The organism is Pseudomonas sp. GOM6 (genome assembly GCF_029537485.1).
Classification (GTDB): Bacteria; Pseudomonadota; Gammaproteobacteria; order Pseudomonadales; family Pseudomonadaceae; genus Aquipseudomonas.
Genome location: NZ_JARPUS010000023.1, coordinates 1 through 20,090 on the forward strand (window position 1 = coordinate 1; position 20,090 = coordinate 20,090).

23 protein-coding genes are annotated in these 20,090 nt (G+C 63.6%); 9 read left to right on the forward strand and 14 right to left on the reverse strand.

Translation table 11 applies throughout. The features are described from left to right. Nucleotides 1-179 precede the first annotated feature (179 nt). The 6 genes from P7A97_RS19350 to P7A97_RS19375 all read left to right on the forward strand — a co-directional run bounded on the left by P7A97_RS19350 (nucleotide 180) and on the right by P7A97_RS19375 (nucleotide 5,045). The gene (locus P7A97_RS19350) at nucleotides 180-713 is read left to right on the forward strand and encodes a transposase (RefSeq protein ID WP_277692046.1); all 534 of its coding nucleotides are present in this window, start codon (nucleotides 180-182) and stop codon (nucleotides 711-713) included. Nucleotides 714-1,014: 301 nt separating this feature from the next. After that, nucleotides 1,015-1,170, forward strand: a complete 156-nt coding sequence (gene napE, locus P7A97_RS19355; protein ID WP_277692047.1) for a periplasmic nitrate reductase, NapE protein — start codon at nucleotides 1,015-1,017, stop codon at nucleotides 1,168-1,170. Nucleotides 1,171-1,189: 19 nt separating this feature from the next. Further along, the gene (locus P7A97_RS19360) at nucleotides 1,190-1,447 is read left to right on the forward strand and encodes a chaperone NapD (RefSeq protein ID WP_277692048.1); all 258 of its coding nucleotides are present in this window, start codon (nucleotides 1,190-1,192) and stop codon (nucleotides 1,445-1,447) included. Further along, nucleotides 1,447-3,951 (forward strand): nitrate reductase catalytic subunit NapA, encoded by a 2,505-nt coding sequence (napA, locus tag P7A97_RS19365; protein ID WP_277692049.1) that lies wholly within the window; start codon nucleotides 1,447-1,449, stop codon nucleotides 3,949-3,951. Before P7A97_RS19360 ends, napA begins: the two co-directional genes overlap by 1 nt. Nucleotides 3,952-3,956: 5 nt before the next feature. Then, complete coding sequence (locus P7A97_RS19370) at nucleotides 3,957-4,439, forward strand: nitrate reductase cytochrome c-type subunit (RefSeq protein WP_277692052.1); 483 nt, start codon at nucleotides 3,957-3,959, stop codon at nucleotides 4,437-4,439. A 9-nt stretch (nucleotides 4,440-4,448) separates the two neighbouring features. Continuing rightward, on the forward strand, nucleotides 4,449-5,045 hold the full coding sequence (locus P7A97_RS19375; RefSeq protein WP_277692053.1) for a cytochrome c3 family protein: 597 nt from the start codon (nucleotides 4,449-4,451) through the stop codon (nucleotides 5,043-5,045). Nucleotides 5,046-5,292: 247 nt separating this feature from the next. Here the strand turns inward: P7A97_RS19375 and P7A97_RS19380 are convergent, their stop codons facing one another. From P7A97_RS19380 to olsB, 7 genes are all read right to left on the reverse strand, one after another. Continuing rightward, on the reverse strand, nucleotides 5,293-6,450 hold the full coding sequence (locus P7A97_RS19380; protein WP_277692054.1) for a phospholipase D-like domain-containing protein: 1,158 nt from the start codon (nucleotides 6,448-6,450) through the stop codon (nucleotides 5,293-5,295). Further along, nucleotides 6,447-7,022 (reverse strand): YceI family protein, encoded by a 576-nt coding sequence (locus P7A97_RS19385; protein WP_277692055.1) that lies wholly within the window; start codon nucleotides 7,020-7,022, stop codon nucleotides 6,447-6,449. Before P7A97_RS19385 ends, P7A97_RS19380 begins: the two co-directional genes overlap by 4 nt. Before the next feature lie 278 nt (nucleotides 7,023-7,300). Further along, on the reverse strand, nucleotides 7,301-7,636 hold the full coding sequence (locus tag P7A97_RS19390) for an amidase (protein WP_277692056.1): 336 nt from the start codon (nucleotides 7,634-7,636) through the stop codon (nucleotides 7,301-7,303). Further along, nucleotides 7,633-8,730, reverse strand: a complete 1,098-nt coding sequence (locus tag P7A97_RS19395) for a serine hydrolase (protein ID WP_277692057.1) — start codon at nucleotides 8,728-8,730, stop codon at nucleotides 7,633-7,635. The genes P7A97_RS19390 and P7A97_RS19395 overlap by 4 nt, the downstream gene beginning before the upstream one ends. A gap of 90 nt (nucleotides 8,731-8,820) precedes the next feature. Further along, on the reverse strand, nucleotides 8,821-9,606 hold the full coding sequence (locus P7A97_RS19400) for an MBL fold metallo-hydrolase (protein ID WP_277692058.1): 786 nt from the start codon (nucleotides 9,604-9,606) through the stop codon (nucleotides 8,821-8,823). A gap of 103 nt (nucleotides 9,607-9,709) precedes the next feature. Next, the gene (locus P7A97_RS19405; RefSeq protein WP_277692059.1) at nucleotides 9,710-10,483 is read right to left on the reverse strand and encodes a lysophospholipid acyltransferase family protein; all 774 of its coding nucleotides are present in this window, start codon (nucleotides 10,481-10,483) and stop codon (nucleotides 9,710-9,712) included. 5 nt (nucleotides 10,484-10,488) lie between these two features. Beyond that, nucleotides 10,489-11,232: an L-ornithine N(alpha)-acyltransferase gene (gene olsB / locus P7A97_RS19410; RefSeq protein ID WP_277692060.1), complete on the reverse strand. Its 744-nt coding sequence runs from the start codon at nucleotides 11,230-11,232 to the stop codon at nucleotides 10,489-10,491. 138 nt (nucleotides 11,233-11,370) lie between these two features. Here olsB and P7A97_RS19415 point away from each other — a divergent pair, with 138 nt between their 5' ends. Then, entirely contained in the window at nucleotides 11,371-12,252 is an 882-nt protein-coding gene (locus P7A97_RS19415) for an acyl-CoA dehydrogenase family protein (protein WP_277692061.1), read from the forward strand. 49 nt (nucleotides 12,253-12,301) lie between these two features. Here P7A97_RS19415 and fpr read toward each other — a convergent pair whose 3' ends face one another. Next, nucleotides 12,302-13,081 (reverse strand): ferredoxin-NADP reductase, encoded by a 780-nt coding sequence (fpr, locus tag P7A97_RS19420; protein ID WP_277692062.1) that lies wholly within the window; start codon nucleotides 13,079-13,081, stop codon nucleotides 12,302-12,304. A 116-nt stretch (nucleotides 13,082-13,197) separates the two neighbouring features. On the opposite strand from fpr, the gene P7A97_RS19425 reads away from it, so the two are divergent. Next, on the forward strand, nucleotides 13,198-14,124 hold the full coding sequence (locus P7A97_RS19425) for a LysR family transcriptional regulator (RefSeq protein ID WP_277692063.1): 927 nt from the start codon (nucleotides 13,198-13,200) through the stop codon (nucleotides 14,122-14,124). Between the two features lie 6 nt (nucleotides 14,125-14,130). Here the strand turns inward: P7A97_RS19425 and P7A97_RS19430 are convergent, their stop codons facing one another. The 3 genes from P7A97_RS19430 to P7A97_RS19440 all read right to left on the reverse strand — a co-directional run bounded on the left by P7A97_RS19430 (nucleotide 14,131) and on the right by P7A97_RS19440 (nucleotide 15,421). Continuing rightward, nucleotides 14,131-14,490 carry a PilZ domain-containing protein gene (locus tag P7A97_RS19430; protein WP_277692064.1) on the reverse strand — a complete coding sequence of 120 codons (360 nt, stop codon included), beginning with the start codon at nucleotides 14,488-14,490 and terminating at the stop codon, nucleotides 14,131-14,133. A gap of 61 nt (nucleotides 14,491-14,551) precedes the next feature. After that, nucleotides 14,552-14,977, reverse strand: coding sequence for a DUF4124 domain-containing protein (locus tag P7A97_RS19435; protein WP_277692066.1), 426 nt, complete (start codon nucleotides 14,975-14,977; stop codon nucleotides 14,552-14,554). Nucleotides 14,978-15,046: 69 nt separating this feature from the next. Then, a complete protein-coding gene (locus tag P7A97_RS19440) occupies nucleotides 15,047-15,421 on the reverse strand; it encodes a tetratricopeptide repeat protein (RefSeq protein ID WP_277692071.1) in 375 nt (124 codons plus the stop codon). 158 nt (nucleotides 15,422-15,579) lie between these two features. Between P7A97_RS19440 and pyk the strand changes: the two genes are divergently transcribed. Next, nucleotides 15,580-17,031 carry a pyruvate kinase gene (pyk, locus tag P7A97_RS19445; protein WP_277692073.1) on the forward strand — a complete coding sequence of 484 codons (1,452 nt, stop codon included), beginning with the start codon at nucleotides 15,580-15,582 and terminating at the stop codon, nucleotides 17,029-17,031. 75 nt (nucleotides 17,032-17,106) lie between these two features. Here the strand turns inward: pyk and P7A97_RS19450 are convergent, their stop codons facing one another. Genes P7A97_RS19450 through P7A97_RS19460 form a run of 3 tightly spaced genes read right to left on the reverse strand, consistent with a single transcriptional unit; the run spans nucleotide 17,107 to nucleotide 19,975 of the window. After that, on the reverse strand, nucleotides 17,107-17,880 hold the full coding sequence (locus P7A97_RS19450) for an enoyl-CoA hydratase (protein ID WP_277692075.1): 774 nt from the start codon (nucleotides 17,878-17,880) through the stop codon (nucleotides 17,107-17,109). A gap of 36 nt (nucleotides 17,881-17,916) precedes the next feature. Continuing rightward, nucleotides 17,917-18,855: an iron-sulfur-binding ferredoxin reductase gene (locus P7A97_RS19455; RefSeq protein ID WP_277692076.1), complete on the reverse strand. Its 939-nt coding sequence runs from the start codon at nucleotides 18,853-18,855 to the stop codon at nucleotides 17,917-17,919. Then, nucleotides 18,848-19,975: a GGDEF domain-containing protein gene (locus P7A97_RS19460; protein WP_277692077.1), complete on the reverse strand. Its 1,128-nt coding sequence runs from the start codon at nucleotides 19,973-19,975 to the stop codon at nucleotides 18,848-18,850. Before P7A97_RS19460 ends, P7A97_RS19455 begins: the two co-directional genes overlap by 8 nt. Between the last annotated feature and the right edge of the window lie 115 nt (nucleotides 19,976-20,090).

Genomic DNA, 20,090 nt, shown 5'->3' on the forward strand with positions numbered 1-20,090 from the left:
ACGCTCCGCGTGGGAATGCCGCCCTCGACGCTCTGCGTCCACCTGAGCTACTTCACATACTCAACCCCGTAGCGACGCGGAGCGTCACCGGCTAGGCTCCCACGCGGAGCGTGGGAGCCATCAGTCCAGAAAGGAGAGGCTGGCACGCATATCAGGCAACCGATTCACGGATGAATCTCATGGGCCGCAGTCGCTACGTCATCACCGATACCGCACAGCCGCACTTCCTCACCTGCACGGTGATGGAGTGGCTACCACTGTTCAACCGCCCTGCCCTGGTCGACATCCTGCTCGACTGCTGGCGCCATCAACAGGCCAATCAGGGGCTCAGGCTTTACGGCTACGTGGTGTTGGAAAACCACCTGCATTACCTGGCCCAGGCTCCCGACCTGGCTAAATGCGTCAGCAGTTTCAAGTCCTATACGGCCCGCCAAATGCTCGACCATCTGGAACAACGCGGCGCGGATTCCACACTGCAACGTCTGAGCTTTGCCAAAAGAGCGCACAAGCAGGACCGGGAATACCAGCTCTGGCAGGAAGGCAACCACGCCGAATTGGTCTGCACTGCTGAGGTGATGAGACAGAAGCTTGATTACATCCACCTGAATCCCGTGCGGCGCGGTTATGTGGATTTGCCTGAGCACTGGCGCTACTCCAGTGCTCGCAACTACCAAGGGCAGCCGGGATTGATCGAGATTGACCACTGGCTGTGAGTGGACGCGGAGCGTCGATGGCGGCATTCCCACGCGGAGCGCGGGAACGATCAAAAAAGCATGAGTCGGCACTCGAACTTTCAGGTTCATTGTGGGGTGGCAGGTAAAGCACGGAGCATCTTTTGTAGGATGGCCCCCTCCTACGAACAGCAAGAGCGGCTGGGGGTAGCTCTGGCATTGCCCATGCCGCTTCTGCGGCATCGGCAAGTCTCAAGCGCAACCGGCTAATCGCCATAGGGCATTTGTCCCTATAAAAAACAGGGTCTAATCTCCAGATACTCGCCTTCTGGAGACTCCTGGCATGTCCAAGCATGTGCCCAAGGCCAAGGAAACCAGGCTGTTTCTGTTCCTGGTGATCTGCCTGTTCCCCATTCTCTCGGTCGCCATCGTCGGCGGCTACGGCTTCATCATCTGGTTCCTGCAAATCCTCACTGGCCCGCCCGGGCCTCCCGCCTGAGTCCGCAGGAGCATTGTTCATGGACGCAACCCTGCATATCGCCAGCCTGCTGGTGCATGCGCGCCCGCAATATCTAACCAGCCTGAAAGACAACCTGCGCCTGCTGCCCGGCCTGGAACTGCACCAGGAAAGCCCCCAGGGCAAGCTGGTGGTGGTGCTTGAAGCCGAGAGCGAAAGCCAGATTCTCACCCGTCTGGAGCAGATCAACAGCCTGCCCGGCGTGCTCAACGCCGCACTCGTCTACCACGAGATGCTCGGTGCAGAAGGAGATGCCTGATGAAACTGACTCGCCGTGAGTTCGCCAAGGCCCAGGCCGCTGCCATTGCGGCGGCGGCGGCCGGGCTGCCGATCGTGACCAGCGCCAGCAACCTGGTGACCGACGCCGACATGACCACGCTGGACTGGAACAAGGCCCCCTGCCGCTTCTGCGGCACCGGTTGCAGCGTGATGGTAGCGACCAGGGACAACCAGGTGGTGGCCACCCACGGCGACGTCAAGGCCGAGGTCAACCGTGGCCTTAACTGCGTCAAGGGCTACTTCCTGTCGAAAATCATGTATGGCGTCGACCGCCTGACCCAGCCGCTGCTGCGCATGAAAAACGGCCAGTACGACAAGCAGGGCGAGTTCCAGCCGGTTACCTGGGAGCAGGCCTTCGACATCATGGAGGAGAAGCTCAAGGCCACGCTCAAGGCCAACGGGCCGGAATCGGTCGGCATGTTCGGCTCGGGGCAATGGACGGTGTGGGAAGGCTACGCCGCCAACAAACTGATGAAGGCCGGGCTGCGCAGCAACAACATCGACCCTAACGCCCGCCACTGCATGGCCTCGGCGGTGATGGGCTTCATGCGTACCTTCGGCATGGACGAGCCGATGGGCTGCTACGACGACATCGAGGCCACCGACGCCTTTGTCCTGTGGGGCTCGAACATGGCCGAGATGCACCCGATCCTGTGGAGCCGGGTCACCGACCGGCGCCTGAGCTACCCCCACGTCAAGGTCGCCGTGCTGTCCACCTTCGAGCACCGCAGCTTCGACCTGGCGGACATCCCGATGGTCTTCACGCCGCAGACCGACCTGCTGATCCTCAACTACATCGCCAACCACATCATCGAGTCGGGTTCAGTCAACAAGGACTTCGTCAACAAGCACACCCGCTTCGCCCAGGGCGCCGACGATATCGGCTACGGCCTGCGCCCGGACGACCCACGCGAACAGCAGGCCAAGAACGCCGACAAGGCTAATACCTGGAGCGACATCTCCTTCGAGCAGTTCGCCGCCTTCGTCAAACCCTACACCCTGGAACGCGCCGCCAAGGAGTCCGGCGTGCCCGCCGAGCGTCTCAAGGCCCTGGCCGAGTTGTATGCCGACCCAAAGCGCAAGGTGGTTTCGTTCTGGACCATGGGTTTCAACCAGCACACCCGCGGCGTGTGGGCCAACAACCTGATCTACAACATCCACCTGCTCACCGGCAAGATCAGCGAGCCGGGCAACAGCCCCTTCTCGCTGACCGGCCAGCCCTCGGCCTGCGGCACCGCCCGCGAGGTGGGCACCTTCGCCCATCGCCTGCCGGCCGACCTGGTGGTGACCAACCCGAAACACCGCGCCACTGCCGAGAAGATCTGGAAGCTGCCCGCCGGCACCATCCAGGAAAAGGTCGGCTTCCACGCGGTGCAGCAGAGCCGCATGCTCAAGGACGGCGTGCTGCGCTTCTACTGGACGCAGGCCAGCAACAACATGCAGGCCGGCCCCAACATCATGCAGGAGGTGCTGCCCGGCTGGCGCAACCCGGACGCCTTCGTGGTGGTATCGGATGTCTACCCCACCGTCTCGGCCCAGGCTGCCGACCTGATCCTGCCCAGTGCCATGTGGGTGGAAAAGGAAGGCGCCTACGGCAATGCCGAGCGACGCACCCAATTCTGGCACCAGCTGGTCAAGGCGCCGGGCCAGGCCAAATCCGACCTGTGGCAACTGGTCGAGTTCTCCAAACGCCTGACTACCGATGATGCCTGGCCCACCGAACTCTTGGCCAAGGCCCCGCAATACAAGGGCAAGAGCCTGTACGAGGTGCTGTTTCGCAACGGCAATGTCGATCGGTTCCCCAGCAGCGAACTGGCCAAGGGCTATGCCAACGACGAAGTCGACGCCTTTGGTTTCTATCTGCAAAAGGGCCTGTTCGAGGAATACGCCGCATTCGGCCGCGGCCATGGCCACGACCTGGCGCCCTTCGACACTTACCACGAAGCCCATGGCCTGCGCTGGCCCGTGGTGGAAGGCCAGGAAACCCGCTGGCGCTACCGCGAGGGCTACGACCCCTACGTGGAGAAAGGCAGCGACGTGCAGTTCTACGGCCACCCGGACAAGAAGGCGATCATCTTCTCCCTACCCTATGAGCCGCCAGCCGAGGTCCCGGATCAGGACTATCCGTTCTGGCTCAGCACCGGCAGGGTACTGGAACACTGGCACACCGGCTCCATGACCCAGCGGGTCGATGAACTCTACCGCGCCGTACCCGATGCCCTGGTGTACATGCACCCGGACGATGCCAAACAGCTGGGCGTGCGCCGTGGTAGCGAAGTCAAGGTCATCAGCCGGCGCGGCGAAATGCGCGCGCGCATCGAAACACGCGGTCGCAACAAGCCGCCGCAGGGGCTGGTGTTCGTGCCCTTCTTCGATGCCAACAAGCTGATCAACAAGGTCACCCTGGACGCTACCGACCCGATTTCCAAGCAGACCGACTACAAGAAGTGCGCGGTACGCATCGAACTGGTCAGCCTGGCCTGAGGAGCTTGATCATGAAGACCCTGCCTCTTGCCTTATTCCTGATCGCCGGCCTGGCCCAGGCCGCCGACTATCCGCTGGATGCGCCGGCGCCGGACGGCCGTCGTCCCGGCGGCACAATCAGCCAGGAGTTGCCGACTCCGGTCATCCCCGCGGACGAGAACAAGGACATCAAGCGCGAACGCAATTACCCCGAACAGCCACCGACCATTCCCCACAGCATCCGCGGCTACCAGATCACCGGCGACGCCAACAAATGCCTGGCCTGCCATAGCCGCGCGGGCAGCGCCGTCAGCCAGGCGCCGATGATCAGCATCACCCACTACATGGATCGCGACGGTCAGGTGCTGGCGGCGGTATCGCCACGCCGCTATTTCTGCGTGCAGTGTCATGTGCCGCAGAAAGAGGTGAAACCGCTGGTGGATAACCGCTTCCGCACCATTGACGACGTGCTGCGCGACGCCGTCGATGGCACATCCAAGCAACCCTGAGGAGGCGTCATGAAGGCACTGTTCGCCCTGCTCAAGGACTACTGGGGCATCCTGCGCCGCCCGAGCGTGCACTACAGCCTGGGCTTTCTCACGCTCGGCGGCTTCATCGCCGGCATCATCTTCTGGGGCGGCTTCAACACCGCGCTGGAGGCCACCAACACCGAGCAATTCTGCATTTCCTGTCACGAGATGCGCGACAACGTCTTCGTGGAGTTGCAGGACACCATCCACTACAGCAACCGCTCCGGCGTGCGCGCCACCTGCCCGGACTGCCATGTGCCGCACCAGTGGACGGACAAGATCGCGCGCAAGATGCAGGCTTCCAAGGAGGTCTGGGGCAAGATCTTCGGCACCATCAATACCCGCGACAAGTTTCTGGAAAAACGCCGCGAACTGGCCGAACACGAATGGGCACGGCTCAAGGCCAACGACTCACTGGAATGTCGCAACTGCCACAACTTTGACTTCATGGACTTCACCAAGCAGAGCCAGCGCGCCCGGCAGATGCACTCCACCGCGCTGGCCAGCGGCGAGGCCACCTGCATCGACTGCCACAAGGGTATCGCCCACCACCTGCCGGACATGAGTGGGGTGCCGGGCTGGTAAACGGAAGGATTAGCGCCTCACCCGACGCAGTTGGCGCGGCAGGCTAGCCCATGCGCCCCACGCCTCTGCTTTTGCCGGAGTGCACTTGGAGCGACTGTATCGATCAGGTCCCTTCTGCTGGCAGTGCCGGGTTGTTTTTTATGAGCGCGGCGTTAGCCGCGATTGAAGCCAGCCAGGAGCATCGCGGCTGAAGCCGCTCCCACGCAAGCATGCCTGGCCATCCGCACTGCGGCTGCAGCGCAACAAACTAACGGCGCCGGTCCAGCAGATTCACCGTCAAACGATCCAGCCAACCCCACAGGCGCTGCTGCATGCGCTTGAGCAAGGGCCTCCTGCGCCAGTCTTCCAGGGTGATCTCGCGGCTCTGCTCGAAATCGTTGATAAAACAGGCACTCACAGCCTGTGTCAGCTGCGGGTCTAAGGCTTCCACATTGGCTTCCAGGTTGAAACGCAGATTCCAGTGGTCGAAATTGCAGGAGCCGATGCTGACCCAGTCATCCACCAGCACCATTTTCAAGTGCAGAAAGCGCGGCTGGTATTCGAAGATACGCACCCCGGCCTTGAGCAGCCTCGGGTAGTAGCGCTGGCCGGCATAGCGCACGGGCGGGTGATCGGTATTGCGGCCGGTCAACAGCAGGCGCACCTCCACGCCACGTGCTGCCGCGCGCATCAGAAAGCGCCGCACCTTACGACTGGGCAGAAAGTAGGGTGTGGCCAACCAAACCTGGCGTTTGGCGTGACCGATGCTGCGCAGCAATGACTGGACAATGTCCAGGTGCTGGCTGGCGTCGGCGTAGGCCACACGGCCCATGCCCTGCCCCGCGGGCGGAACCGGCGGCAGATGGGCTAGCCCGGGTGCCTGGCCGGGTTTCCAGGGCCGACGACCCTCACTGGCCAGCCACTGGATGTCGAAGAGTATCTGCCAGTGCGCCACCAGCGGCCCCTCGATGCGCACCATGACGTCATGCCACACCGCCTGCTGCGCTTCGGTCGTCCAGAACTGATCGGTAGCCCCGGTACCGCCGGTGTAGGCACAGCGCTGATCCACCACCAGCAACTTGCGGTGATCGCGATACAGGTTGCGCAAGCCTCGGCGCCAGCGCAGCGGGTTGTACTGGCGCAGATGTACGCCGGCCTCAGCCAGGCGCTGACGCTGAGCCTGACCGAAACGCAGCGCACCAAAGCCATCGAACAGGCAGCGTACCTCCACGCCACGCATGGCGGCGGCGCACAGGGCCTCGACCAACGCCGCGCTGCAATGCCCGTCCTCCACCAGATACAACTCAAGCAGCACCATGTGCTGCGCCGAAGCGATATCGATCAGCATGGCCGGAAAGAAAGCGCCACCATCGACCAGCAGCTCAAAGGCGTTGCCCGCTTTCCAGGGAAAAATGTCGCCACTCATCGCGAGGTAAAGATCATCACCGCGCCGACCGGTACCGACAGGCTGATGGACTCCAGCCGAGCGACCTTGCGCAGCGCTTCGACGCCAGACGCCAGGCCAAAGTGCTCGGCGTGCAGCACCAGCGGCGCCAGGGTAACGACCTGAAAACGGTGCATATCCAGGCGGGTGACCAGTAGCTCCGCCATATAGCCGTGTTTCCTGTCACGGATCTGCACCTGTACCGGCAGGCGGGTTTCCAGTTGGGCACCGGGAGCGAGATCGGTCATGGGGCCGAGATCGAGCTGAGCCATGACCAGGGCATCGGGAAACTGCTCGACATCGAATAGCAGGCTGCGCATACGCTCGTCGCGTACCGGAATACCGGTGCTCAGAGAGTCCATCTCGATGCGCAGACGGGCCGCTCCCTTTGCGTCAATGCGGCCGTGCAACGTGAGGAAACGATGTACCTCGGAGAAGTTTCCGGCCTTGGTGGAGATAAAGGAAAGGCGCGAGGACTCGTTGTCCAGGTACCAGTCAGCCTGCGCCGGCAGGGCCAGGCAACAGGCGAGCAATGCTGGAAAAAATCTGACCATGGGCTCACTTTCGTTACGTTTGCCCGCAACGATAGCGGCCCCGGCCGGCCTTGCCAAACCACAAGCACCAACTCGCCGCGCGGTTGAACACAGAGCATCTGTCGCGTTGATCGGGCGCGGCTGGCGGCCTCTCACTGCAGCTGCAACCTTTTGCAGCTATCCGGATTGATCGCGGCTAAAGCCGCTCCCACAAAGACAGAGCGGCAATGTGGGAGCGGCTTCAGCCGCGATTGAGACAGGCATGGCAAAACGTATCTTCGCGCTGTAGGAGGAGCCGATCAGTGCGGCGAGGCGTGCTCGTCCGGCATCAATACGCAACCGCTGCGCTGATCGCGCCACACCGCCGTGCGCGTCTGCCCCAGCCCCACTGCAGTGACTTGCTTGCGCTCGGCGTCATCGCGCAGCTCACCTAGCGGCACATACTGCTCGACATAGCCCTCACAGTACTTGGCTGGGTTGTCGGTGACATAACGACAGGAGCAGTACTCCTTGGCGGCATAGGCAGGCAGGATGCCGGGAAAGGCCGCCAGGTGCGCACGATTGCTCCAGGCCAGCACGATAAGGCCCACGAGCAGCGCAAGAAACACCGAGAGAAACGGACGACGACGGATCATGGTTGTTCTCCATAGGCAGCCAGGACGCGCTTGAGCAGTTCGTTATCGTTGAAGCTCTTGTCGCGATCATCGGCATAACGCACCACGACCAGCTGCCTCGAAGGCATGACATAAAGCGCCTGCCCCCAGTGACCCAGTGCCGCGAAACTGTCATCCGGGGCATCCGGCCAAGGCAGTGGCATGCCTTCCACCACAGTGTTCAGCCACCACTGTCCTCCCGGCACGGCGCGACGTGGCTCTGCCGGATCGGGCTGATAGTTGGCAAAGGGCGTGCGGTTGAACGCCACCCAACTCTGCGGCAACAGCTGGCGCTCGCCCCAGCGACCGCCACGCTGCATCAGCAAGCCGACTCGCGCCAGATCCCGTGCCGTCATGTAGGCATAGGACGATGCCACGAACGTGCCGCTGGCATCGCGCTCCCACACGGCGGAGCGAATACCCAGCGGCTCGAAGAGCGCAGTCCAGGGGTAATCGGCGTAGGCCTGCTCACCGAGCATGGATTTGAGGCTGGCGCCCAGCACATTGCTGTCGCCGCTGGAGTAACGAAAACGCGTTCCCGGTACAGCCCCCAGGCCATGAGTCGCGGTAAAGGCGGCCATGTCGCCACGCCCGCGGGTGTAGAGCATGGCCACCACGGAGGACTTCAGCGGGGCGTATTCGTAATCCTCCTGCCAGTCCAGGCCGGAGGCCCAGTTGAGCAGGTGCCCCATCTTCACATCGGGGTGAGCCGCAAAAGGGGCGTAATGCTGAGCAACCGCATCGTCCAGTTTGAAACGCCCCTCGCCGTAGGCCACGCCAAGCACACTGGCGAACAGGCTCTTGCTCATCGACCAGGTCAAATGCGCGGACTGGGCGCTGGTCGGTGCGGCATAACGCTCGTGGACGATGACGCCATCCTTGATCACCAGCAACGCATCGGTGCGCACGCCTTTGCGCGTGACGTCGTCACGCAGCGGAAAGGCATAGTCATCCAGGGCCTGCGCGGCAGGCGTTTCCGCGGTTGGCTGACTCTGCCAGTCCGCAGCAGGCCAGGTTTCGGCCAATACAGGGCCAGCAGCCACAAGGCATCCGGCCATAAAGATTCCACGCAACATCGGGCTCGCTCGCGACAGTTGATGAGGAGCCGACGCTAGCACGCCCGACATGACGGCAATAGCGCCGATCACGCCGATCAGGGGGACGAATCAGTCCGGCAGGCGATAGTCCTGCTGGGTCATCAGGTCGAGCCCGCACTCCAGGTGCTCGATCCAGTCGAGGAAAGCACCGATCATGGCCTCGCCCACGAAGGGCCGACCGTGCTGCGGCACGATCTGCGCCACATCCATCTCGCGCACCATCTGCGCCCAGAAGCGGCAGGCCCTGTTGCTGGCCATGTAGCGCCGATGAAAACCCGCCATATTGGGGATATGGTTGACGAAGTCGACCACCGGGCTGGCGTCATCCACCAGCGAAGCGCCCATGTCACCGGAAAAGAGGATTTTGCTCACCGGGTCGTACAACTGGAAGTTACCCACCGAGTGCAGGAAGTGCGCCGGCACGGCCTTGAGCTGGCACTTGCCCAGGGTAAAAGACTGGCCACGATCCGGCAGCGCGACGATGCGGTCATAGGTATTGATGCCATGGCTCAGGGCCAGGTAGTTGGCCGTCAGGTGCGGCAGGAAGCGCGCCCACAGCTTGGAGCAGATCACCCGCGCACGGGTGTGCAGCAGCCACTTGTCCAGCGAGGCGATGATGTCCGGGTCCTGGTGCGAGGCGAAGATGTAGGTCAGCGCCTGCACCGGAATGTGCTGGGACAGCGCCAGCGACAGCGGTGTGTAGGTCAGGTCGCCACCCGGATCGAGCAGCAGGTACTGGTCGTGATCGATGATCAGGAACTGGTTGGACTGCACGCCCTCGCCGCTGACCAGGTCATCGAACATCAGGCATTTGTGGCTACCGTTATCGAACAGCACGATGGGCTCGCGGCGCATGGAAACCTCGCAAAAAATGGCGAGGCGACCTTAAGCCAGAACAAGGCTCCGCTTACTGACCTGGATCAAGCCAGCCAGAGCCTTTGCAGCCGGAAACCGAGCATCACGCCGCCTGCCGGCCCGGCTCCTCTGCCGCACCGAACAAGGCGAACTGCACGGCATGCTGTGCCTGACGGGCCAGGGCGTTTCGCTCCAGGCCGGCACTGGCGATCGGCGCGAGTAGCTGGATCTGTACTCGCGCACGCTCGGCACGGAACAGACGCAGCAGGTGCGACGGCAGGTCATCATCACCGATGAAAGGCGCCAGTGCATCGTGCTCGCCGCCTCGCAGATAACGAATCGCCACCGGCTGCACGGCAACACCGGCCTCGATGGCGCCAGTCAGCAGGCGACCATGAAAAGTGCGCACCTGCTGGCCGTCGGTAGTGGTGCCCTCGGGAAAGATCAGCAGATGGCGACCTGCATTGAGGTGGCGGTGCAGCTGCCGCGCCAGCAAGGTGCTGTCGCCCGAACCGCGACGGATAAACAGCGTACCGGCCTTGTGCGCCAGCCAACCGGCCAGTGGCCAGGTACGTACCTCGGCCTTGGACAGGAACGACAGTGGCAGCAACTGACCGAGCAGCGGGATATCGGTCCAGGACACATGGTTGCTGACCCACAGCATCGGCTCGGCGGGTAGCTCGCCCTGCACCTCAACCTCGAACGGCAGCGCCGCACTCAGACGGCGCAGGTACCAGCTGGTCAGACGCTGGCGCAGAGCCATCAGGTCGTGACGGCGCAGCCGTTCCAACAGCGCGACAAAGCTCGCCAGCATCAGCCCCAGCAGCAAGACCACAGCCAGGCGCGCCAGGCGCAGGAACAGCCGGAACTTGTTCATCCACATCACACCGCTGCCTTGAAATGACGGGCATAACGCGGGCACAGCTCGTCGCGCTTGAGCAGGATGAACACGTCGGCGACCTGGAAGTCCTGATCCCAGCAGGGCTCGCCGCACACCTTGGCACCCAGGCGCATATAGGCCTTGAGCAGCGGCGGCATCTCGGCGATGACGTTGCTCGGGATATCCAGGCTGGGTAGCGGGTTCTTCGGCTCCGCGCGCAGGTGTTCGGTGCACAGGTGACGTTCGCGCAGGCGCTGCATTATCGCCTGGGCCTGGATACCGCCGTCCTGCATGGGGATGCTCGCGCACCCCATCAGGTAGCGGTAACCACCCTCATTGAGCACCTCGGCCAGCTCGCTCCACAGCACCGCGATGGTGCCGCCGTTGCGGTAGGCCGGGTCGACGCAGGTGCGCCCCAGTTCAAGTACCGGCCCTTCGAGATGGGCCAGGCCATGCAGGCTGAATTCCTCTTCGCTGTAGAAACGCCCCAGGCTGGCGGCAGCGCGGTGATCGAGCAGGCGGGTGGTGGCCACCAAACGCCCACTGCTGAGGTCACGCACGCCGATGTGCTGGCAGTGCGGGTCGTAGTCATCCATGTCCAGGCCCAGCTCGGCGCCTTTGAGCTTGGCATCGAATTCGCTACTGAATACCGCGTAGCGCAGCGTCTGGGCCTCGCGCAGTGCAGCCGGGCCGATCAGGCGCTCGGCTTGCAGACGACGTTCGGCAGTGCGGGCGATCTGGGTCATCGAGTAGCCTCCGTGAGCCAGCCTGGCAATGGGTTGCGGCCGGTCGATGTTGTTGGGCAAGCTCAGGCTAGGAAGACCCGGTGTCACCCCCATGAAGGTTTGGTGATGCTTGCATGACAGACAACGAGGACTGCCCCGATGCCCTGGCAAAACCTGCTGCACACCCGTGACCGCCTGCCGGCAATGAGCCTGGAGGACTGGTACGCCGCCCTGCTGGAACGTGTCGGCGACAGCACACCGCTCAATCTGGCCCTGCTGGGCGGGCGCCTGGCGGCCACCCCGGGGCTGGCCTTCCTTGCCGGCTACCAGGCCGCCCTGCGCGCGCTCTGGCCGGCCGCACCGCACAGCCTTGGCGCCCTGTGCGTGACCGAGAACAAAAGCACGCGCCCAGCCGACATGAGCACCCGCCTGGATGAGCTGCACCTCTCCGGGCGCAAGGACTTCGTGACCGCCGCCGAGGCGGCCGACTGGCTGCTGGTCGTCGCCCGTGAGGAAGCAGCCGGCGCCGCGCCGCGCCTGGCCATGGGCGTGGTGCGCAACGGCGACCCGGGGGTTCGTATCGAGCCATTGCCGGCGCTGCCGCTGATGCCGGACATTAGCCATGGCCGCCTGCACCTGGATCGCGCGCACTGCGAGCGCCTGCCGGGCGATGGCTGGGACGCCTACGCCAAGCCCTTCCGCACCATCGAGGATCTGCATGTACTGAGCGCGGTATGCGCCTGGCTGTACGGTGTGGCTCAGGACAGTCACTGGCCACGCGAGCTGCAACTACGGCTGCTCGGGCTGCTGGCTGGCTGCGCCGAGGTGGCCCGCCTGTGCCCGAGCGCCGCCAGCTGCCACCTGCTACTGGCCGGCCTGTTTACCCAGTTCGCCAGCCTGCGCGCGACTGTCGATGCCGCCATGGCCAGCGGCCCCGAAGAGTGGAACAGCCTCTGGCAGCGCGATGGCAAACTGCTGGAAATTGCGCGTACGGCGCGTGAAAAGCGCCTGGAGAAAGCCCTGGCCGAACTAGGCCTTTAGAAGCAACAAACCCGCCGATTGGCGGGTTTGTTGTTGCAGCACTTGGCGCTTACTTCTCGACGAAGGCACGCTCGATCAGATAGTCACCTGGCTCGCGCATGCGCGGAGAAATCTTCAGGCCGAAGCTGTCGAGCACTTCGCTGGTCTCGTCGAGCATGCTCGGGCTGCCGCAGATCATGGCGCGGTCGTCCTGCGGGTTGATCGGCGGCAGGCCGATGTCGGCGAACAGTTTGCCGCTGCGCATCAGGTCGGTCAGGCGGCCCTGGTTCTCGAACGGCTCGCGGGTCACGGTCGGGTAGTAGATCAGCTTGTCTTTCAGCGCTTCGCCGAAGAACTCGTTCTTCGGCAGGTGCTCGGTGATGAACTCGCGGTAGGCCACTTCGTTCACGTAGCGCACGCCGTGCACCAGAATCACCTTCTCGAAGCGCTCGTAGGTTTCCGGGTCCTGGATCACGCTCATAAAGGGCGCCAGGCCGGTGCCGGTGCTAAGCAGGTAGAGGTGCTTGCCCGGGTTGAGGTCGTCTAGCACCAGCGTGCCGGTGGGCTTCTTGCTGATGATGATCTCGTCGCCTTCCTTGAGGTGCTGCAGCTGCGAGGTCAGCGGGCCGTCCGGCACCTTGATGCTGAAGAACTCCAGATGCTCTTCCCAGTTCGGGCTGGCGATGGAGTAGGCACGCATCAGCGGGCGGCCGTTGGGCTGCTGCAGGCCGATCATGACGAACTGGCCGTTCTCGAAGCGCAGACCCGGATCGCGGGTGCATTTGAAGCTGAACAGGGTGTCGTTCCAGTGATGCACACTGACGACACGCTCCGAGTTCATATTGCTCATGCTGAATTCCTTGATAGATCGCTCTGCCCGACTCGGCAGCATTGCGCGCCATTCTAGGCAAGCGCACAATATCTGTTAAGTGAATTATCAAGATATGGAATATTGGTTATATCGATATGCGATTCACACTCAGACAGTTGGAAGTCTTCGTCGCCGTGGCCAAGCAGGAGAGCGTCTCCCGCGCGGCCGAATCACTCGCCCTCTCGCAATCTGCCGCCAGCACCTCGCTCAGCGAGTTGGAGCGCCAGTCCGACTGCCAGCTGTTCGATCGTGCCGGCAAGCGCCTGTCGCTCAACGCGCTCGGCCGTCAGTTGCTGCCCCAGGCCGTGGCGCTGCTTGACCAGGCCAAGGAAATCGAACGCCTGCTCAGCGGCAAGACCGGCTTCGGTCTGCTGGAAGTCGGCGCCACGCTGACCGTGGGCAATTATCTGGCGACCCTGCTGATCGGCAACTTCATGCAGCGTCACCCCGAGTGCCGCCTCAAGCTGCACGTACAGAACACCGCGAATGTGGTGCAGCAGGTCGCCCACTACGAGCTAGATCTGGGCTTGATCGAAGGCGACTGCCAGCACCCGGACATCGAGGTCCAACCCTGGGTGGAGGACGAACTGGTGGTGTTCTGTGCCCCGCAGCACCCGTTGGCCGAGCGCGGCACGGCGAGCCTGGAGGAGCTGTCGCGGGAGGCCTGGATTCTCCGTGAGCAGGGCTCCGGTACACGCCTGACCTTCGACCAGGCCATGCGCCACCATCCGGCCCAACTGAACATCCGCCTGGAGCTGGAACATACCGAAGCGATCAAGCGTGCCGTCGAGTCGGGCCTGGGCATCGGCTGCATCTCACGCCTGGCCCTGCGCGATGCCTTCCGCCGCGGCAGTCTGGTGGCCGTGGCGACGCCGGAGCTGGATCTGATCCGCCAGTTCTATTTCATCTGGCACAAACAGAAGTACCAGACGGCCGCGATGCGCGAGTTTCTCGAGCTCTGTCGGGAAATGACCGCGGGTATCCGCCGCAGCGACGAAATTATCCTGCCGCCCTTTAACTAGACGGATTCAGGCCGAGGCAGCCAGGGGATGAAAGCTGAAGTACAGATGCAGGGCATCGACCATCTCGACGTACTCGGCCGGCGGGGCAACCAGGGCGAAACCCGAATCATAGGTGCCCGGCGTGATGTCTTCACGACTCCACTGGCAGGTGGCGGCGAAATCAATGTTGTGGATACGGCCGTCCTGGCCGGGAATTTTCAGACGCATGTCGAAACGTGCGCTGACCAGCATGGGGTACTGACTGATCAGCATTAACCCATCCAGCGACACATTGCCGATATAGCCCATGGGTTTGTCGGTGATTCGATTGAACACCTTGAGGTAGTAGGGCAACTGGTGACGGTCGATGCGGCGCTGGATGTGCATGATGGCCAATCGCTATGGGCGGGTGTTCGAGTATGGTCGTTGAGGCAACGCAGTACCAGACTTAGCCACACCGCGCGGCAATTCGAGACGACAAACGGCTGCGGGCCGCCTCGACCTCATCCGCGCTGATATAGCTGCGCTCTCCCCTGGCATCGGTGGTGAAGTAGCGGCCGTCACGCTCGATCTGCCTCAACTGATCGCGCAATTTGCCGCACTCCTTACTGCGTTCGGCACGGGATGAGGCCGCACGTGACTGGGCCTGGGCTTTCTCGTCGCGGCGCGCGTCGAAATACTTCTGACTGCGCTCCTCACGCTCGCGGGTGGCAGCATCACGCTCCACGACTTGCGGCTTGACCTCGACCTGCTCGGCCCCTGCCCCGCCGGGCTTCTCGGAGAAGTGCACACGCCCCTGGGCATCGGTCCAGCGATAGATTTCCGCGCTCGCCATAGCCGGCACGAGCAAGAACACGACGAGCAGATGACGCATGGCAACCCTCCCTACACGCAGCTTAGCCGCGCTGAAAACTCCCTGATAATGCGCCGACTGGCGGCCACATCAGAGGGATGCAGGAGACGCCTTGGCCGGTTCGCTGGCCGAATAATGCCCAAGCTGGCGCAGAGTCTCCAGTCGGGCGCGTGCGCGGTAGGCGTACTCGCTGGCCGGATAGCGGCGCAGGATGAACTCGTAGGTCTGCGCCGCGTCGACGAACAGGTTCTGCCGCTCCAGGCACTGCCCGCGCAGCAAGGAGATCTCCGGTTGCACATAACTGCGCGAGCGGCTGGTACGTTCGGCGCGCGAGAGGTCGAGCATGGCCTGCTCGCAATCGCCCTTGTTGTAATGGCGATAGGCATCGTCCAAATGACGATCAAGGGAGATGCGATTACAGCCAGCCAGGCTGGTCAGAGCAAGAAACAGGATCAGGGTACGCATGGTCGGTTCCTCCATTGCGCAGGGTATCGGCTGGCTGGCATTTTCCTGCAGTGGCCGAGCGTTCACCAGCAAATCAGCGCTGCGTAGTGCAGGCGAACAATGACTACAGTGAAAGGCCGTAGTAGCCTCGCCGCACGCATAGAGAATGGAGTTACCGCATGACCCTGCGTCGCACCAAAATCGTCGCCACCCTCGGCCCGGCCAGCAGCTCGCCGGAAGTGCTGGAACAACTGATCGTCGCCGGCATCGACGTCGCCCGTCTGAACTTCTCTCACGGCAGCCCCGAAGACCACAAGGCCCGCGCCACGCTGGTGCGCGAACTGGCCGCCAAGCACGGCCGCCACGTCGCCCTGCTCGGCGACCTGCAGGGTCCGAAGATCCGTATCGCCAAGTTCACCCACAAGCGCATCGAACTCGAAGAAGGCGACCTGTTCCGCCTGTCCTCCAGCCACTCGCGCACCGAGGGCACTCAGGAAGTGGTCGGCATCGACTACCCGGCGCTGATCCAGGACTGCGACGTGGGTGACGAGCTGCTGCTCGACGACGGCCGTGTGGTGATGCGCGTCGAACTCAAGGGCGCCGACGAACTGCACTGCCGTGTGGTGATCGGCGGCCCGCTGTCGGACAACAAGGGCATCAACCGCCGCGGTGGTGGCCTGACCGCCCCCGCCCTGACCGAGAAGGACAAGGCCGACATCAAACTGGCCGCCGAGATGGAGGTGGACTACCTGGCCGTGTCCTTCCCGCGCGATGCCGCGGACATGGAGCTGGCCCGCCGCCTGCGCGACGAGGCTGGCGGCAAGGCCTGGCTGGTAGCCAAGATCGAACGCGCCGAAGCAGTGGCCGACGATGCCGCGCTGGACGGTCTGATCCGCGCCAGCGACGCAGTGATGGTGGCCCGTGGCGACCTCGGCGTGGAAGTCGGCGATGCCGAGCTGGTTGGTATCCAGAAAAAGATCATCGCCCACGCCCGCCGCTACAACAAAGCGGTGATCACCGCGACCCAGATGATGGAGTCGATGATCCATAGCCCGATGCCGACTCGCGCCGAAGTGTCGGACGTGGCCAACGCCGCACTGGACTACACCGACGCGGTGATGCTCTCGGCCGAGAGCGCCGCCGGCGAATACCCGGTGGAAGCCGTGGAGGCCATGGCCCGTGTGTGCCTGGGTGCCGAGAAGCACCCGACCAGCCAGAAATCCAGCCACCGCATCGGCCGCACCTTCGAGCGCTGCGACGAGAGCGTGGCACTGGCCACCATGTACACCGCCAACCACTTCCCGGGCGTCAAGGCCATCATCAGCCTGACCGAGAGTGGCTACAGCCCGCTGATCATGTCGCGCATCCGCTCGTCGATCCCGATCTACGCCTTCACCCCGCACCGCGAGGCCCAGGCTCGCGTGGCGCTGTTCCGCGGCGTCTACACCGTGCCGTTCGACCCGGCCTCCCTGCCGGCCAACAAGGTCAGCCAGGCGGCGGTGGACGAGTTGCTCAAGCGCGGCGTGGTCGAGCCCGGCGACTGGGTGATCCTGACCAAGGGCGACAGCTACCACGGCACCGGCGGCACCAACACCATGAAGATCCTGCATGTCGGCGATCCGATGGTGTAAGCACGTGCTGCAACAAAAAGGCCGCTCGATGAGCGGCCTTTTTGTTTGAACCTCTCCCCGTCAGAGAGCAAGCGGTCAGGCGAACTTGGAGAAATCCGGCTTGCGCCGCTGCATGAAGGCCGACAGCGCCTCGATGGCCTCTGGCGAACGCAGACGCTGGCCGAACAGCTCGCCCTCCTCCTCAATCACCTTGCGCAGCTCCTCGCGCCCGGGTGCACGCATCAGGCGCTTGCTGACGGCCAGCGCCGACGGCGCCAGGTCGAGAAAGCGCAGGGCCATTTCCCGCGCCTTGGCCAGGGCGCTAGGCCCGTCTTCCAGCGCGGCACTGGCGATGCCCCACTCGGCCGCCTGGCCACCGGTGAAGCTCTCACCGAGCAGCAGCACCTCGGAGGCACGGGCCTGGCCGAGCAGGCGCGGTAGAAGCAGACTGGAGCCGAACTCCGGGCACAGGCCGAGGTTGACGAAAGGGGTACGTAGCTTGGCGTCGCGACTGACGTAGACCAGATCACAGTGCAGCAGCAACGTGGTGCCGATACCCACCGCCGGGCCGGCCACGGCAGCCACTACTGGTTTGCTGAAATCGAACAGCGCGCGCATGAACTGGAACACTGGGCTGTCCATGCCGGTAGGCGGCGCCTGGAGGAAATCGGCCACGTCGTTGCCACTGGTAAAGCACTCGGCACCGCCGGTGATCAACACTGCACGCACACAGGGGTCCTGATCGGCCGCGTCCAGCACTTCGGCCATCTGGCTGTACATGGCGCGGGTCAGGGCATTCATCTTGTCCGGACGGTTCAGGCGCAGGGTCAGCAGACCAGCGTCGCGCTCGACCAGTACGTGTTCGCTCATGGCAATTCCTCGGGCAGGCCTCGCGCCACCAGAGGGTCAGGCGTGGGGCAGAAAAATATCGGCCAGCACCTGGTTGCGCGGCACGCCGAGAAGATAGAGGCGGCGAGCGAAGGCTTCCACGCTGGCGGGAGAGCCGCAGAGTAAGGCGATGGTCTGGCGCGAAACAAGCCGCAGATCCGCCAAAGCCGCCGCCGGCTCGGTCGCCACCAGCAGCTCTACCTGCAGGTTGGCGTGCTGCGCGGCCAGTGCCCGCAAGGGTTCGGCCAGATAGTGCTCGCCGGCGTCATGGGCCAGGTGAATAAGGCGAATCGGCCCTTGGTGATGCTGGCGCAGCGCCTCGCGCAGCACGCCCCACAGCGGTGCCAGACCGGTGCCGGCGGCCAGCAGCCAGAGTGGGCGTTCCTGCCAGTCCGGGTCATAGTGCAGGGCGCCGCCGCGCAGTTCGCCCAGGCGCAGACTGTCGCCTGAGTGCAGTTGGCGCGCGCGATCGCTGAAGGCTCCCGGCTGGCGGCAGTCAAGGTGAAATTCTAGCCAGGGCTCCTCGCCCGGCAGACTGGCCAGGGAATAGGGCCGCGCGATGCCCTGGTCATTCCACAGCACCAGGTGCTGGCCCGCCGCATAGCGCAGCGGGCGTTCGGGCAACAGACGCAGGCGCAGTACGGTCGGGCTCGGCCAATCGAGCGCCTGCACCTGGGCTGGCAGTCCGTCGCGGGACGGGTCGAACAGCTGCACGTCCAGGTCATCGACCACCCGGCACTGGCAGGCCAGGCGCCAACCCTGCTCGCGAAGCGAATCAGCCAAGGCATCAGGCTGCGCATCCAGCACATCGCCTCGTACGCAGCGCACCAGGCAGGCATGGCAGCGGCCGGAGCGACAGCTGTACGGCACACGCAGCCCGGCGCCATTCAGGCTATCGAGCAGGTTGCTGCCGGCAGGCACGAGCCAGGTCTGGCCGGACGCGGTGATCTCAGGCACCCGCGCCCTCCCAGGCCGCATTGCAGCGGTTGCGTCCGCCGCGCTTGGCCCGGTACAGCGCCTGGTCAGCCCGCTGCAAGGCCTCGTCGAGGTCGTCACCCTCACTCAGCAGGGTCATGCCGGCGGACAGGCTGAGATTGTGCACCTGCACACCCAACGGCTCGGCGCGGGCGAAGGCTTCGCGCAGACGTTCGCAGCAGGTAGTGAACTGATCGGCATCGGTGTTCGGTAGCAGCAGCACGAATTCTTCACCGCCATAACGGGCCAGCACATCACCGTCACGCAGGCAGGCCCGGGCCACCGCTGCAAAGGTCTGCAAAACGCGGTCGCCAGCAGCATGACCATGCACATCGTTGATCCGCTTGAAGTGATCCAGATCGATCAGCGCCAGGCCATGCTGACGACCATGTCCGAGCGCGCCCAGCTCGCGCAGGGCCAGGCGCAGGAAGTGACGGCGGTTGTACAGGCCAGTCAGTTCGTCGGTGGCCACCAGGTCTTCGAGCTGGCGCATCATACCGCGCAGGGTGTCCTGGTGCGCCTGCAGCGCATAGCGGCGTTGACGCATGCGCTGGCGCAGGGCCTGCACATAGCTGGCGAACAGACTGAGCCAGATCAGCGCGATCAACAGGGCACTGCTCTGCAGCAACGCCTGCTCCGGTTCAGCCAGGCGCAGCTGATAAGCCTCCCACAGGTTGAGCCCGGCAAAGGCAAAGAACGCAACCGCCGCACAACGCACGAATACTGGCGGGCGAAGCTGGAACACGCCGAACATCAGGATGATGACGTAGAACATCAGCAGGCTGCCCCGCGCATCAGAAAGCTGCGCCAGCAACAGGGTGTGCAAGCCCAGGCCCACCAGAATTTGCGCCTCGGTCAGGCTGGGATCACGAAAGCGTAGATTGATGCCACTGCGAAACAGGCTGTAGAAGGTCAATTGACTGAATATCACCAGCCCGGTGCAGTAAAGGGCAAAGAGGCTGCCGCCTGGATATTGACCCACCCAGTTAGCCACCCAGATCAGCAAAACCACCAGGGCATAAGTGGCCACCGCCATGCCAAAACGCTTCAGCAACAAGCTTTGCAGGCTTCTTTTGGTAACCCCAGAACTGCGTGTACTCATGGGTTCCGTCCCGTACTGGCACCTTGCCCAACTCTAACGCCGTGATCACAAAATTGATAGCGCGGCTCCATCGCCCTGATTAGACCAATCGCCAGCCAACGCGTGTGACCAGCCA

Coding starts and splice junctions, on each gene's coding strand:
- P7A97_RS19395 (WP_277692057.1), bottom strand. CDS start 8,730: ATGTTGCGTGGAATCTTTATGGCCGGATGCCTTGTGGCTGCTGGCCCT.
- P7A97_RS19380 (WP_277692054.1), bottom strand. CDS start 6,450: ATGAGTGGCGACATTTTTCCCTGGAAAGCGGGCAACGCCTTTGAGCTG.
- P7A97_RS19405 (WP_277692059.1), bottom strand. CDS start 10,483: ATGAACAAGTTCCGGCTGTTCCTGCGCCTGGCGCGCCTGGCTGTGGTC.
- P7A97_RS19360 (WP_277692048.1), top strand. CDS start 1,190: ATGGACGCAACCCTGCATATCGCCAGCCTGCTGGTGCATGCGCGCCCG.
- P7A97_RS19375 (WP_277692053.1), top strand. CDS start 4,449: ATGAAGGCACTGTTCGCCCTGCTCAAGGACTACTGGGGCATCCTGCGC.
- napA (WP_277692049.1), top strand. CDS start 1,447: ATGAAACTGACTCGCCGTGAGTTCGCCAAGGCCCAGGCCGCTGCCATT.
- P7A97_RS19390 (WP_277692056.1), bottom strand. CDS start 7,636: ATGATCCGTCGTCGTCCGTTTCTCTCGGTGTTTCTTGCGCTGCTCGTG.
- P7A97_RS19385 (WP_277692055.1), bottom strand. CDS start 7,022: ATGGTCAGATTTTTTCCAGCATTGCTCGCCTGTTGCCTGGCCCTGCCG.
- napE (WP_277692047.1), top strand. CDS start 1,015: ATGTCCAAGCATGTGCCCAAGGCCAAGGAAACCAGGCTGTTTCTGTTC.
- P7A97_RS19430 (WP_277692064.1), bottom strand. CDS start 14,490: ATGCACATCCAGCGCCGCATCGACCGTCACCAGTTGCCCTACTACCTC.
- P7A97_RS19460 (WP_277692077.1), bottom strand. CDS start 19,975: ATGAGTACACGCAGTTCTGGGGTTACCAAAAGAAGCCTGCAAAGCTTG.
- P7A97_RS19400 (WP_277692058.1), bottom strand. CDS start 9,606: ATGCGCCGCGAGCCCATCGTGCTGTTCGATAACGGTAGCCACAAATGC.
- P7A97_RS19435 (WP_277692066.1), bottom strand. CDS start 14,977: ATGCGTCATCTGCTCGTCGTGTTCTTGCTCGTGCCGGCTATGGCGAGC.
- P7A97_RS19450 (WP_277692075.1), bottom strand. CDS start 17,880: ATGAGCGAACACGTACTGGTCGAGCGCGACGCTGGTCTGCTGACCCTG.
- pyk (WP_277692073.1), top strand. CDS start 15,580: ATGACCCTGCGTCGCACCAAAATCGTCGCCACCCTCGGCCCGGCCAGC.
- P7A97_RS19425 (WP_277692063.1), top strand. CDS start 13,198: ATGCGATTCACACTCAGACAGTTGGAAGTCTTCGTCGCCGTGGCCAAG.
- P7A97_RS19440 (WP_277692071.1), bottom strand. CDS start 15,421: ATGCGTACCCTGATCCTGTTTCTTGCTCTGACCAGCCTGGCTGGCTGT.
- P7A97_RS19415 (WP_277692061.1), top strand. CDS start 11,371: ATGCCCTGGCAAAACCTGCTGCACACCCGTGACCGCCTGCCGGCAATG.
- olsB (WP_277692060.1), bottom strand. CDS start 11,232: ATGACCCAGATCGCCCGCACTGCCGAACGTCGTCTGCAAGCCGAGCGC.
- fpr (WP_277692062.1), bottom strand. CDS start 13,081: ATGAGCAATATGAACTCGGAGCGTGTCGTCAGTGTGCATCACTGGAAC.
- P7A97_RS19350 (WP_277692046.1), top strand. CDS start 180: ATGGGCCGCAGTCGCTACGTCATCACCGATACCGCACAGCCGCACTTC.